Source organism: Pseudomonas sp. S36, assembly GCF_016647875.1.
In the GTDB taxonomy this organism is placed as follows: domain Bacteria; phylum Pseudomonadota; class Gammaproteobacteria; order Pseudomonadales; family Pseudomonadaceae; genus Aquipseudomonas; species Aquipseudomonas parafulva.
Window position 1 is genome coordinate 85,135 of record NZ_JACVVG010000002.1, and the last position, 12,527, is coordinate 97,661.

General features: G+C 61.9%; 12 protein-coding genes. 5 read left to right on the forward strand and 7 right to left on the reverse strand.

The genetic code is table 11. From position 1 onward, the window contains the following. Positions 1-76 precede the first annotated feature (76 nt). Positions 77-1,021: a LysR family transcriptional regulator gene (locus IAE36_RS01460; protein WP_201209837.1), complete on the forward strand. Its 945-nt coding sequence runs from the start codon at positions 77-79 to the stop codon at positions 1,019-1,021. Here the strand turns inward: IAE36_RS01460 and IAE36_RS01465 are convergent. From IAE36_RS01465 to IAE36_RS01495, 7 genes are all read right to left on the reverse strand, one after another. Beyond that, complete coding sequence (locus IAE36_RS01465) at positions 1,009-3,402, reverse strand: TonB-dependent siderophore receptor (RefSeq protein ID WP_201209839.1); 2,394 nt, start codon at positions 3,400-3,402, stop codon at positions 1,009-1,011. The genes IAE36_RS01460 and IAE36_RS01465 overlap by 13 nt on opposite strands. 115 nt (positions 3,403-3,517) lie before the next feature. Continuing rightward, positions 3,518-5,461, reverse strand: a complete 1,944-nt coding sequence (locus tag IAE36_RS01470) for a response regulator (RefSeq protein ID WP_201209841.1) — start codon at positions 5,459-5,461, stop codon at positions 3,518-3,520. Next, the gene (locus tag IAE36_RS01475; protein WP_201209849.1) at positions 5,451-6,299 is read right to left on the reverse strand and encodes a sensor histidine kinase; all 849 of its coding nucleotides are present in this window, start codon (positions 6,297-6,299) and stop codon (positions 5,451-5,453) included. Before IAE36_RS01475 ends, IAE36_RS01470 begins: the two co-directional genes overlap by 11 nt. Beyond that, the gene (locus IAE36_RS01480; protein WP_201209851.1) at positions 6,292-7,311 is read right to left on the reverse strand and encodes an ATP-binding protein; all 1,020 of its coding nucleotides are present in this window, start codon (positions 7,309-7,311) and stop codon (positions 6,292-6,294) included. The genes IAE36_RS01475 and IAE36_RS01480 overlap by 8 nt, the downstream gene beginning before the upstream one ends. Next, positions 7,302-7,706, reverse strand: coding sequence for an anti-sigma regulatory factor (locus tag IAE36_RS01485; protein WP_201209853.1), 405 nt, complete (start codon positions 7,704-7,706; stop codon positions 7,302-7,304). The genes IAE36_RS01480 and IAE36_RS01485 overlap by 10 nt, the downstream gene beginning before the upstream one ends. Continuing rightward, a complete protein-coding gene (locus IAE36_RS01490) occupies positions 7,703-8,065 on the reverse strand; it encodes an STAS domain-containing protein (RefSeq protein ID WP_028632663.1) in 363 nt (120 codons plus the stop codon). Before IAE36_RS01490 ends, IAE36_RS01485 begins: the two co-directional genes overlap by 4 nt. A 4-nt stretch (positions 8,066-8,069) precedes the next feature. Next, positions 8,070-8,921: an STAS domain-containing protein gene (locus IAE36_RS01495; RefSeq protein ID WP_201209856.1), complete on the reverse strand. Its 852-nt coding sequence runs from the start codon at positions 8,919-8,921 to the stop codon at positions 8,070-8,072. Between the two features lie 347 nt (positions 8,922-9,268). Here IAE36_RS01495 and IAE36_RS01500 point away from each other — a divergent pair, with 347 nt between their 5' ends. From IAE36_RS01500 to IAE36_RS01515, 4 genes are all read left to right on the forward strand, one after another. Next, a complete protein-coding gene (locus IAE36_RS01500) occupies positions 9,269-9,787 on the forward strand; it encodes a type IVB secretion system protein IcmW (RefSeq protein ID WP_201209858.1) in 519 nt (172 codons plus the stop codon). Positions 9,788-9,872: 85 nt separating this feature from the next. Beyond that, complete coding sequence (locus IAE36_RS01505; RefSeq protein ID WP_236408489.1) at positions 9,873-10,619, forward strand: hypothetical protein; 747 nt, start codon at positions 9,873-9,875, stop codon at positions 10,617-10,619. A gap of 11 nt (positions 10,620-10,630) precedes the next feature. Further along, on the forward strand, positions 10,631-11,386 hold the full coding sequence (locus tag IAE36_RS01510; RefSeq protein ID WP_028632667.1) for a hypothetical protein: 756 nt from the start codon (positions 10,631-10,633) through the stop codon (positions 11,384-11,386). Between the two features lies 1 nt (position 11,387). Next, positions 11,388-12,524: a hypothetical protein gene (locus tag IAE36_RS01515; RefSeq protein WP_028632668.1), complete on the forward strand. Its 1,137-nt coding sequence runs from the start codon at positions 11,388-11,390 to the stop codon at positions 12,522-12,524. Positions 12,525-12,527: the final 3 nt, after the last annotated feature.

Here is a 12,527-nt window from a genome sequence, read left to right on the forward strand (position 1 = left end):
ACGCATTCTGTGAATTTGCATTTCCATAACCCGGCGTTCATAAATACCGAACGCTTCCTCAACCCGGGACTTGCCCATGCACTTCGATCTGGCCGACCTGCGCCTGTTCATTCACATCGGCGAATCGCCTAGCCTGACCCAGGGTGCGCGCCGTGCCCATCTCTCCCCGGCTGCCGCCAGTGCACGCATCAAGGCGCTGGAAGCGCAGCTCGACACGCGCCTGCTGTACCGGGACAGCCGCGGCGTCGAGCTGACACCGGCTGGCCTTACGCTGCTCACGCATGCGCGCCTGGTAATGCGACAGGTCGATTACCTGAAGGCGGAGTTCACCCAATTCGGTGGCGATTCCGCTGGGCATATCCGCATCTTCGCCAACACCACCGCGGTGACCGAATTTCTTCCCGAAGTATTGGCGGGCTTTCTGGCGCAACGGCCTGGGGTCACGGTCGACCTGCAGGAGCGCCTGTCCCGCGATATCGTGCGAGGTGTGCTGGATGGCAGCACCGACATGGGCATCATCGCCGGCCCGGTAGAGGCCAGCGGCCTGCAGGTGATGCACTTCAGCACTGACCGGCTCGTGCTGATCGTGCCTGCCGGGCATGAGTTGGCCGGTCGCCGCCAGATAACCTTGAAACAGACACTGGCTTACCAGCACATTGGTCTGCATGACGGCAGCACATTGCTGACCTTTTTGCGCGATCAGGTCGAGCGCATGGGTGAAACCCTGGGCCTGCGCATCCAGCTATCGGGCTTCGAAGCCATCTGCCGCATGGTCGAAGCCGGCGTTGGCATCGGCATCATTCCCGAGTCCTCGGCATCGCGCCACAGCCACACCATGAACCTGGTGACCATCGCGCTCGACGAGCCCTGGGCCGAACGGGAACGCAGCATTCTGGTGCGGGAACTGGAGGCGCTGCCGGGTACGGTGCGGGCGTTGATCAAGACCTTGATGCCTGCAACCGGTGGCAGCGCCAACACTGACGGGCAGCGGCTGGATGCTGCAGATACTTACCAGCTATAACTCACCCGCGCCGTAACCTCACGCGCCGGGTTGTAATAGTCCGCCGTCCCCGCCCCCACGACATGCTGCTCATCGAACAGGTTGCTCACGTTCAATGCCAGGTCGGTGCCCTTGGCGATGCGGTACTTCAGCGCCGCATCGAACAACGTAGTGCCATCGGTCTTCTTGGTATTGGCCGCGTCCATGTAGTAAGCCCCCACATACCGCGCACCCAGCCCGACACTCACGTCGGTGTCGGGGATGTCGTAGTAGGTCCAGAGCGAGGCAGAATGCTTCGGCGCCGTGGCGAAAGCGTTGCCCTTCAGTGATGTGCCGTCGTACAGCGAGCCGCGCTTCACGTCGGTGTCCATGTACGAATAGGCGCCAATCACGCTGATATCAGCCGTCACCTGGGCCTTGGCTTCAAGGTCCAGGCCACGTGCGTGGGACTCGCCAACGGTCTGCTGCTCGATGATGCCGCTGGGCAGCACCACGGCGATGGTGACGTTTTCCTGAGTCAGGTCGTATACCGCAGCGGAGAACATCGCGTCCATGCCAATCGGCGAGTACTTCACGCCCACTTCGTACTGCTTGCCGGTCTGCGGGGTCACGCCAACCTGGGGCGGTGAGACCGACTCCACCATGCTGACGTAGGTGGACACCTCGTCGTTGACGATATAGGTCAGCGCGGCGCGATACGAGGTTTCCGACAGGTTGTCACTTTGCTTGACGGCACCGCCCACGTACTCGGTGCTGGACACGTCCATGGCATCGTTGCGCACACCCGCTGTGGCGATCACACGGTCGTAGAACGACAGGTTCTGCTGCATGAACACGGCCTTGGTGGTCACGTCCTGCTTCTTGCGGCTGTAAGGGGCGATGTTGCGAGGCACGCCAGTGAATACCGGGTTGGCGATATCGATGGGGGTGGCCAGGCTGTAGATCGAACTCTGCTTCGTGGAAGAATCGAGATACTCCACCCCGACCAGGCTGCTGCTGTCGATGTGCTCGAACTGCGCATCGTACTGCAGCATCAGGTTGCCGTTGAGCTGGTCGGCGTCGCTGTCGGTGCCGAATACATAGCGTGGAATGGTGGTACCCACCCGCGACGCGCTGTCGCTGAGATAGGCATAGCCAAAATCGTCGCTCAGCTCGCTGTAGCGCAGGTTGCCGCGCAAGGTGAAGCCGTTGTCGAAGTCATGGGTGATGTTGCCGCTGAGGCTGGTGCGCTCGACGTCATGGAAGTTGTAGCTTGGCTCGCCGAAGAACTTGCTGCGGTCGTATTGCTTGTCCAGCGGGTAACCACCGCTGTTGGGCGAGCTGTTGGTTTTCAGGTAATCCAGCACCACGGTGGCCGACGTAAAGTCCGTGGGCGCCCAGGTCAGCCCGCCCATGACGAAGCGGCTGTCGTCCTGCGAATGGTCGTATTCGCGGTCACTGTTCTGCAGCTTGGCCGTGAAGCGGCCGGCGACGGTGCCGCCTTCATTGAGCACATCACCCACATCGATGCCGGTTTCGGCATGGTCATAGGACCCGTAGGTGACATAACCCTGGCCAAACTGCTCGAAACGGGGCTGCTTGGTGACGAAGTTCACCGAGCCCCCGGGGTCTGCCGGGCCGAACAAGGTGGAGTTGGCACCGCGCAAGATCTCGATGCGCTCGTAGGCATAAGGGTCTTCACGCACACCGCGCATGGAGCTCAGCGTCAGGCCATCGCGATACGTGGTGGCCTGGAAGCCGCGGATCTGGAAGTAGTCGTTGCGGTCGTCGGAGCCGTAAAAATCGCTGATGACACCCGGTGTGTACAGCAGCGCTTCTTCCGTGGTGCTGACGCTGCGCTGCTCCATCTCCTTGCGGGTCACCACCGAGACGGACGCCGGCGTGTTGAGGATGCTGGTCGCAACCTTGCCACCCACCCACAGCTCCTTGGCCACCACCGAGTTGGTATCGTCATCGGCGCTGGCTTTGACCTTGGCGTTGATGATGACAGGCGCCAGGCGATAATCCTCGGTTGCGCCGATCTCCAGTGGGCCGGCAGGCCGGGCCTGCGGGATGATTCGATAAGCAGTGGGGCCCTGCTGCTCCGGCTGCAGGTCGGTGCCCTGCAACAGCGAGGACAATGCTGCCGCTGTACCGAGCGCACCCTGCACGCCCTGGGTGTTGCGGTTGGCAAGGGCCTGGGCATCGAACGAAACGCTCACGCCGGCCTCGCGGGCGAAACGGTCCAAGGCGGGGGCCAGTGGGCCGGCAGGGATGCTCCATTGTTTGAGGGGGCTGTTCTGGTCAGCAGCAGCGGGTTGAGCCCACGATGGTAATGCGTAGCTGCTGACCACCATGCCAAGCAGGGCAGCCTTCAGGGCGCGGTTCAAGGGATGGCGCGGTGAAACCAGGGTAGAACTCATTTTCTCGCTCCGTTACGGGGTCGGCGGGCTGGCCTGTATTCCGGCCTTCCCTACCTGCCGAACGAGAATGAGAAAACACCTCATTTATTTTCAAAAAAAATTAATCCGCCTGCTGTCACGCCTTGCTAACCGCCTGCCGCACCTTGCCCAGCAACTCGCTCATCTTGAAGGGCTTGAGCAACATGTCCATGCCATCCCCCAAAAACGCCTGACGGTCCAGCGCGGCGTCGGCGTAACCGGTCATGAACAGCACGGGCAAGTCGGGCCGGTAGCCTCGGGCAAGGTCTGCCAGTTCACGCCCGCTCAGGGTGGGCAGGCCGACATCCGTCAGCATCAGGTCCAGGTGGGCATCAGACTGCAAGTGGGCCAAGGCCTCCTCGATGCTGGCGGCCAGCGTGCAACGGTAGCCCGCATCCCCCAGCGCCTCGGCCACCGACAGGCGCACGGCCGTCATGTCTTCGACAATCAGCACATGTTCACCACTGCCCGGCTGGTCCTGGGCAGCCTCACGCTGCACATGCACGGCCGCCTGTGCACTGGCGGGCAACATCAAGGTGACCTCGGTGCCCTGCCCCACCACGCTGCTCAGCACCACGTGGCCACCGGATTGTCTGGCGAAGCCGTAAATGGTCGACAGCCCCAGGCCGGTGCCCTGGCCCAGCGGTTTGGTGGTGAAGAACGGATCGAAGACCTTTTCCAGCAGTTCGGCGTCGATACCGGTACCGTTGTCCCGCACGCTAACCGCCACATACGGGCCGTCCACCAGGTTGGGGTTGCCCTGGGACCAGCGGGCACAGGTGTTGACCCAGATGTGCCCGCCCTTGGGCAGCGCGTCACGGGCGTTGATGACCAGATTGAGCACGGCACTTTCCAGCTGCACCGGGTCAACCAGGGCAATTGCAGGCTGGTTTGAAAGGTTGAGCGTGAGGGTGATGCGCTCGCCGACCGTGCGGGTAATCAATTCTTCCAGCGAACGTACGTGGCGATTGACGTCTATTGGCCGCGTGTCGAGCGGCTGCTGACGGGCGAAAGCCAGCAGACGATGGGTGAGCGACGCAGCACTGGTAGCCGAACTCAGCGCTGCCTCGGCATAGCGGGTTACCCTTTCAGGCCGGTTCTCGGCCACGCGTTTGCAGATCAGTTCAAGGCTGGTGATGATGCCGGTCAGCAGGTTGTTGAAGTCGTGGGCGATACCGCCGGTAAGGCTGCCCAAGGCGTCCATCTTTTGCAGCTGCAGCAATTGCGCCTCGGTACGCTCGCGCACCGCCACCTCCCGTGCGAGCTGGCTGGTGGCATCGTCCAGCTGGGCCAGGTGCGAACGCTCACGGTGGCGGTGTTCGGTGATGTCCTCGACGAACACCAGGCACAACCCCGGCGCCTGGTAGGGCGACAGCTGCCATTCGGTCTCGCGGACATGGCCGTGCAACTGCATGCTCAAGGTGCCTTTCCAGCGTTCGCCGGCCAGCAGGTGTTCACGCAGGCTGGCCAGGGCCGCCTCCTGCCCGTCGGCAAAGCACTCGCGCAGTTGCACCGGGTCGTGGTTGTCCTGGGTGAGGTGAATGAACGCCTGGTTGCACTCGTGCACTTTCAGGCCGGCGTCCATTACCGCGATAGGCGCCGACACGCCGGTGAATATCTCGCGAAAGCGTGCCTCGCTCTGGCGCAGGGCACGTTCGGCATCGCGTACCCGCAGCAGGGTACGCAAGGTGGCCAGCAGCACGTCCGGGTCTACCGGATGGGTGAGGTAGGCATCGGCACCCGCATTCAGCCCGGTAATGATGTCGCCGCTCTGAATGGACGCCGCAGACACATGAATCACAGGCAACAAGGCGGTGCGCACGTCCTGGCGCAGCAGCCGGACAATGTCGAAGCCGCTCATGTCCGGCAGGTTCACATCCAGAATCAGCGCATCGATGTGGCCTTCGCGAATCAGCGCCAGCCCTTGTGCACCTGTGCCCGCCTCGAGTACCTCATAGCCGTGCACCGCCAGGCGCCTGCGCAGTGCGTAGCGGGTGGCAACGTTGTCATCGACGATCAGCAGGCGCACATCAGCACTCATCCAGGTTCTCCTGGGCCAAAGCCAGCGGGATAACCACAGAGAAGCACGAGCCTTTGCCCGGCTCACTGTGCACACTCACCTGACCGCCCAGCAGCATTGCAAAGCGTTTGCACAACGACAGGCCCAAGCCGGTGCCGCGCAGGCGTTTCTGCAGCGGCGAATCGAGCTGGGCGAAGTCTTCGAACAGCGTGTCCAGCAACTCCGGCGCGATACCAATGCCGGTATCGGTCACGGAAAAGCACACACTGCCTTCGCCGTGCAGGCTCGCTGAAACCCGTATCTCACCGCGGGAGGTAAATTTCAATGCGTTGGAAATGAAATTGCGCAAAATCTGGGCAAGTTTCTTGTCGTCGGTATACAGCTGCGGCAGGCCCGCCGGCTCTTCGAAAATAAGATCCACCGCCGACCCATCGACAATAGGCCGGAACATGCCACGCAGGGCGGCGAACAGGTCGAACATGTCGAACCAAGCGGGCGAAATGGTGATGCGACCCGCCTCGATCTTGGCCAGGTCCAGCAAGTCGTCGACCATGTCGGACAGCTCACGCGTGGCGTTGCTGATGAAGGTAACCTGGCGGTGCTGCTCGGCCGACAGCGGCCCGTCCAGCTCGTCGGTCAGCAGGCCGGTAATGCTCAGGATGGACCCCAGCGGCGTGCGGAACTCATGGCTCATGTAGGCCAAAAAGCGGCTTTTCAGGTCAGAGGCCTGGCGCAGTTGCTCGGCTTGGGTGTCCAGCTCGGCATACAGCGCCAGCACGCCCTGGTTGGTTTCATCCAGCTCGCTACGCAGCGCGTCGTTTTCGGCCTGCAGCCGGGCGACCAGGGTTGGGTCAGACATGCACAGCCTCCAGGTCGATCACCAGCACGGTCACATCATCCCGGCCACGGCAGAAGTCGCGGTGCAACACAGCCGCGATCACCGCCGGGTGGCGATGCACCAGGCCAGGGTAATCCTGAAGGTTCCAACGGGACTGCAGGCCGTCGCTGTACATGATCAACACATTTCCGTTCAGATCAGCGTAGTCGAATACTTGGGTTTTTCTGAATTGCCCGCCCACGATCCCGGGCAGCGACGCCAGGCCGCGTTGCTGCGTACCGGCGACCAGGCATGCACCGATATTGCCGATACCCGTGAAGGCAAGGCGGTTGGACGCGCCGGTATATTGAGCCACCGCCACGGCGCCTCCCCGGGTCCCGGACATGGCCTGGTGCAGGGCTTGCAGCTGTTGCAACGGCTCGGCAAAAGGCGCGCTGGCAAACACCGTAGCGCCGGTCAGGGCCGCCGCCTCGGCTTCACGGCCATGGCCCAGGCCGTCGATCACCAGCGCACTAACCTGCTGGCCATCGACGGCCAGGTACCAGGTGTCGCCACAGGCCGGGTCGCCATGCAGCGCATGCTGGGTTGCCCCCCAGCGCTGGTCGGCAGCCGCGTCGTGCTTGCCATACAGACGGGCAAGCACCACCGCACCGCGTGTATCGGCATGCACATCGAACACTTGAGCCAGGCGCGCAACAGCGCCCATGCCGATACCTTGGGTGCCTGCAGACGAGTAGCCGTCGGCCAGGCACGCCTGGGCGTCGAAGCCCTTGGCGCGGTCCACGGTGAGCACCTCAATACCGTAGCAGCCACCTTCACGCGGCAATACCCGAAGGTGCAGCTCGCCGTGGCCTGCATGTTTGAGCACGTTGCTGCACAGCTCGGTGGTTACCAGTGCAACACGCCCGGCGTCCTGTTCATCGAAGCCGTGGTCCTCGCCCAGCTTCTGCGCTATGCGCCGGGCATGGCCGACATCACTCGGGTCGGCCAATGGCACAACCCGCGTCACAGTGGCAGCGATGCTCAAGCCCATCGAGTGATCGTCACGCGCGTGCCCTGGCCAGGGGCTGTGTCCAGCTCGAACTCGTCGACCAAACGCCTGGCGCCGGTCAGGCCAAGGCCCAGGCCACCCCCGGATGTCCAGCCATCGGTCAACGCCAGGTTGAGGTCCGGGATCCCGGGGCCTTCATCGCGGAACAGCAAACGCAGGCCGGTGCGCCCATAGTTGTCCAGAATCTGCCAGTCCATGTCGCCACCGCCGCCATATACCACGGTGTTGCGCGCCAGTTCGCTGACAGCAGTCACCAGCTTGGTCAGGTCAACCAAGCGCATGCCGCACTCCCCGGCCAGCTTGCGCGCCAGCTGGCGTGCGAGCACCACATCCTGTTCGATACGCACCGGCAGGCTGCCGCTGTCGCGCACGTTCATGTGCGCTCCAGACGTTGACGCAGCACCTGCATGCCGCGCTCCACGTTCAACGCCGTGCTGACGCCCGGTAGGGTCAGCCCCAGTTCCACCAGCGTGATGGCAACCGCCGGCTGCATGCCCACCACCATGGTTTCGGCATCCAGAATGCGCGAGAGCCCGGAGATGCTGGCAATCATGCGGCCGATGAAAGAGTCGACCATGTCCAGCGCCGAGATGTCGATCAATACACCCCGCGCCGAGATACGGCTGATCCGCTCGGTAAGGTCTTCTTGCAGCGTCAGTGCCAGTTGGTCGTGCATGTCCACCTGGATGGTGACCAGCAGAAACTCGCCCATCTGCAGGATCGGTATACGTTCCATGGGCCTATACCCGCTGGCCGAGATCGCCGCCCACGCGGGTCAAGGCCAGTTTCAGGGCGTCGGACAGGTTGGCTTTGGTGGTCAGGGTGCCAAGGTCCAGGCCCAGGTGCACGATGGTCTGGGCGATTTGTGGGCGGATGCCACTGATAATGCAGTCAGCGCCCATCAGGCGGATGGCGGTCACGGTCTTGAGCAGATGTTGCGCCACCAGCGTGTCGACGGTCGGCACACCCGTGATGTCGATGATGGCGATTTCCGAACCGGTGTCGACGATACGCTGCAGCAGCGACTCCATCACCGTCTGGCTGCGTTGCGAATCCAGCGTGCCAATCAGGGGCAGCGCCAGTACGCCGTCCCACAGTTTTACCACCGGGGTAGACAGCTCAAGCAGTTCTTCCTGCTGGCGACGGATCACGGTTTCACGGGAAGCCTGATAGGTACGGATGGTGTGCATGCCCATGCTGTCGAGCAGCTCGGAGATCAGCCACAGCTGCTCGGCCAGGGTCGCCGGGTCGTCCCGGTAATGGGCCTGCAACAGGGCGAACAGCGGCCCCTTCAGCGCAAAGATGAAATACACCGTCTGGTGTGAGTCATGGCCCAGTTGCGCGCGGGTGGACGAGAGCTTTTCCAGGAAGCGGCGTACGGCATCCCACCCTGCACCAGCCAGGTTGTTGCCGCTACCACTCTGCAGGCCTTCGCTGAGCAGTTGCAGGAACTCGCGGGTTTCCTGCTTCAGCGCCTGCTCCTTGAGGTTGCGCGTGGCACCGTTGGCTTCCAGGCTCGCAATCCATTGCTCAAGCAACTGCTCCTGATTGCTGTTGATCGCGTCCAACGTACTGCCTTGCAGTGCTGCCATGTACCTGAGCTCCTGTAGCGAAAGCCGTCGCCTTCACGTGATGACCGGTGTTTTGTGAATGACATTTACCGGCCGAAATAGTTGTATTTGCGGCGCATTTAATTGCATTACGCCAGCCGTGGGTAGCCCCTGCCGTTCATACGCTGAAAAAAGACCTGCGCACCCCGTCACGCGGCGCATTGGCCAAGATGTACCCGCCCCGTTTACAGCCTCCAGTAATGGCTAAATGCCTTAGCCCGAAAGGTACTTTTTATTATCAAAAAGTTGATACGCCAGTATTTTTGATACAGAATCAGAAACAGGATGCATTTTAGCGTATTTACATATGCTGCAAGCGAGTACAGGGAATGGACACAGTCGCCTTTTTCGGCCCGGTCGCGCCTACCATCGACCAGCTTGACCTCACCGCCAACGGCGTTTTGGGGCATTTTGCAAAGGGGCCGTTCAATACCTACTTGATCGGCCTTCTGGCAAGCATGGATCAGCACGACGACTGGGCGGTCGACCATGGTGAAGATGCCAGCCCTGAGCGGTTCGACATTCAATTGTTGATGCAGGAAATACAAGCGCTCGTTGAACACCATGCGGGGGCGCTGCACCAGGCTCCGCGTTCATTCGCCGAGCTTCTGGCACACCTTACTTCTTCGCGCTGCGCCTACCTCTCGCGGTATGTGGCGCAACGCAATCAGGGATTCCCCCAAGCGCTGAGCGCTTTGCTCAAGAGCGATTCGTCTCAGACCCCGGAATTGAGCGTGTTTAGTCAGCGGCTGGGGACCTTCGGCAAAGCCTGCCTGCTCAGCGAGATTTTCTCAGATGAGCGACTGCGCGAGATTTCACAGATCATGGAGAGTTACGCAGATGTTTAACGGACAGCTGAAGCCAGTCGCGGCTGCGGTAGGCAACTCTGTGGCCAAACGCGCAGCACTAGGCGGCGTGTTTGGCGCGTGGCTTATGGCTGCACCGGCTTTTGGTGCCACCAGCACCCTGGGGAGCACTTCCAGCGAACTGATTTCGCAACAGAACTCGGTGGTGGCCGAAGCCATCAAGGCCAACGCCGAGGACTGTGCCACGGGCAAGGAAGGTAGCATTGGCGCGGCCATCAACGACGCGCTGAAGATCCACACCGAACTGGCGGCAGCTACACCTAACGTGGAGTCGCTGTTCAGTGCAACAGCCGACTGCTTCGGCGGCCTGGGCAGCCTTTTTGACTTGTCCGGGTCAATCCCTAGCCTAGGGTCGATTCTGGCGGCCGCACAGCAGGCTGTGCTGAAATACGCGCAGAAAAAGGTGTGTACGGCGGTACAGCAGGTAGCGTCCATGGTGACGACACCTATCAACCAGGCCATCGGCAAGGTCAGCAGCGGTACATCGCTTGGCGACCTGAACGGCATGACCAACGGCCTGGTCAGCAAGGGCATGAGCACGCTCGACCCTGAACTGGGCGCCGCCTACCACAGCCCACCGGCCGGGTACGAAGCCACCTATACCGTGGACGTGAACCCATTCAACTACGCACAGACCAACTTTGGCGGTGGCACCGGTACAGGAGCTGCATCTGGCGGCACGAGTGGCAGCCCTGTGGCACCTAACACCTCCGCGCCGGTGCCCAGCACGCCGCCAGCCACCGCCCCCAGCAGTACCAACTCTTCTTCTGGCAGCAGCGGTTCGCCGAACTCCGCGGCAGGGTTGTTCAACTGAAGGGGGCAAGTATGAAGAGAATTGCAGCTGCCCTGACGTTGGGGCTGGGGCTGGGGGTTGTTGCACTGCCGGCCCAGGCACTGTCCTGGGCCTCGGTGCTGACTTTCATCAGCACCATGCAGACAGAAATGAGTGCCTGGTCGGTGTCGGTCAAGCAAACCGCCCTGTCGGCGAACGTGGTCTCGCAAATGGACGCCGACTCCAAAAAGCAGCTGGCCAACGCGGTGGGCGCCATTGAGATGTCGAACCGCACCATGAAGGCGGTTACTTCGTTCGACTCCGCCGTAGGGCAGCCGGTAACCATCAAGTGCGTGGCACAGGAGCAGGGCAAGCTGTTCGTTGAAGCCCAGTCGCAGCGTGACAGGGATGCAGCCCATCTAATGGCCACCTACGCGTCCCAGCGGGTCGGCTCCCGCGCGGCTGCAGACCAGGAAGCCCTGGCCATGCACTTTGACCACTACTGCACCGTATCTGAGGCCAGGCAGGGTATGTGCGCCTTGAACGCCAACGGCATGCAGGGTTGGGATAGCGACTACGCCGGGCCTTTCAGCGAAAGAACCCTCGCACCTGAGGGTGAAATTGCTGCCTACGCCTACGCCGCGATGATCACCGACCAGCGCGCAGAAGCGCACATCGACTGCAACACGGCTGCCTGCAACGCCGCACAGGCACAGCAACTCGCCACCTCGGCAACCAGCGCAATGGCGGCAAACTCTCTCGTCGGGCAAGTGACGGACCGTCGCGTGCCAATGCTCACAGGGCAGTGATATGAACTTCCGGCTCAAGATAGCGGGCATCGTCGCCGGCTCGACCATGCTCTCCAGTGTCTCCTACGGCGCCCTGTACGGGTTCGGCCCGGCAGAGGCGTGGACGACGGCGCAGTTGAGCATCCTCACGGCAACTGTAACCGGCAACATAGGGGCGTTCGGTACCAGCTTTGGTGCGCAGATGGCCTATAAGTTCGAGCAGATCATTTCTGCCGTGGCCATTGCCACCAAGCAGGAGGCGTTGTCGGCCAACGTGGTGGCGGATAACAACCGTCAAACCGCCGAACAACTGGTAAACGCCATCCGGGCACAGCAGGAAAATTCGGCGCTGGCCAAGACGTACCTGGACTTCAACGCCGGCACCGGCCAAGGTTTCGACCCCTGCGGTACCGTGGCGAAAAACAAGTCGATGGACCTGGCCTTTACAACGATGGCAGCCAGGGCCAAGGCGGCGGTTGGCACGCTGGACGCCTCGCCGGGCCGGCTGGTGGAGTCCACGCCTGCGGCCATGCAGCAACGCCTCAACGAACACCGCAACAAGTTTTGCACCGCGGCGGAAGCCGAGGCAAAGCTCTGCACGCTCAGCACGCTGCCCGGCGGCGACACCAACGCCGCACTGTTGTTCGAACCTGCCGATGCAGACTCGCTGACTGCGCAAGCCCGCACTGCCTATATTCAACACGTGATCGGCCCCCCCGACCAGGCACTGGACAAGAACGCGGGAGGGACACCTGCCGGCGAAACCTACCTGGCACAGAAAAACCGCAAGGATGCGTTGCTTTCAGTGCCGACCTACAGCTTGGCCATGATCGACGCGGCCAACACCCGCACAAAGGAGTTCGGCGGTAAATCCCCTAACGAAGTGCTGCGTTTGCGGGTAAACCAGTATTTCGGCGGTACCGAGTCGAAAGAGTGGTCAGGCAACCTTGCACGTCAGACCCAACGTGGGTTGCTGGTAGAAGCGGCAAAGATGGGCGGCCTGGAAGTGTGGATTCACCAGCAGCAGTACGAGCAGAACCAGCGCTTGCTGGCGAACCTGGCAACGTTGGTGGTGGCGTCCTCGGACAACATGGCAGGGCCTCTGGAGTTACGTTACCAGAAAGTCCTTTCAGAAAACGCCAAGCAGCAGGTGAAGTGAGTT

Coding starts and splice junctions, on each gene's coding strand:
- IAE36_RS01505 (WP_236408489.1), top strand. CDS start 9,873: ATGGCTGCACCGGCTTTTGGTGCCACCAGCACCCTGGGGAGCACTTCC.
- IAE36_RS01490 (WP_028632663.1), bottom strand. CDS start 8,065: ATGGAACGTATACCGATCCTGCAGATGGGCGAGTTTCTGCTGGTCACC.
- IAE36_RS01465 (WP_201209839.1), bottom strand. CDS start 3,402: ATGAGTTCTACCCTGGTTTCACCGCGCCATCCCTTGAACCGCGCCCTG.
- IAE36_RS01470 (WP_201209841.1), bottom strand. CDS start 5,461: ATGAGTGCTGATGTGCGCCTGCTGATCGTCGATGACAACGTTGCCACC.
- IAE36_RS01480 (WP_201209851.1), bottom strand. CDS start 7,311: ATGGGCTTGAGCATCGCTGCCACTGTGACGCGGGTTGTGCCATTGGCC.
- IAE36_RS01485 (WP_201209853.1), bottom strand. CDS start 7,706: ATGAACGTGCGCGACAGCGGCAGCCTGCCGGTGCGTATCGAACAGGAT.
- IAE36_RS01510 (WP_028632667.1), top strand. CDS start 10,631: ATGAAGAGAATTGCAGCTGCCCTGACGTTGGGGCTGGGGCTGGGGGTT.
- IAE36_RS01515 (WP_028632668.1), top strand. CDS start 11,388: ATGAACTTCCGGCTCAAGATAGCGGGCATCGTCGCCGGCTCGACCATG.
- IAE36_RS01475 (WP_201209849.1), bottom strand. CDS start 6,299: ATGTCTGACCCAACCCTGGTCGCCCGGCTGCAGGCCGAAAACGACGCG.
- IAE36_RS01500 (WP_201209858.1), top strand. CDS start 9,269: ATGGACACAGTCGCCTTTTTCGGCCCGGTCGCGCCTACCATCGACCAG.
- IAE36_RS01495 (WP_201209856.1), bottom strand. CDS start 8,921: ATGGCAGCACTGCAAGGCAGTACGTTGGACGCGATCAACAGCAATCAG.
- IAE36_RS01460 (WP_201209837.1), top strand. CDS start 77: ATGCACTTCGATCTGGCCGACCTGCGCCTGTTCATTCACATCGGCGAA.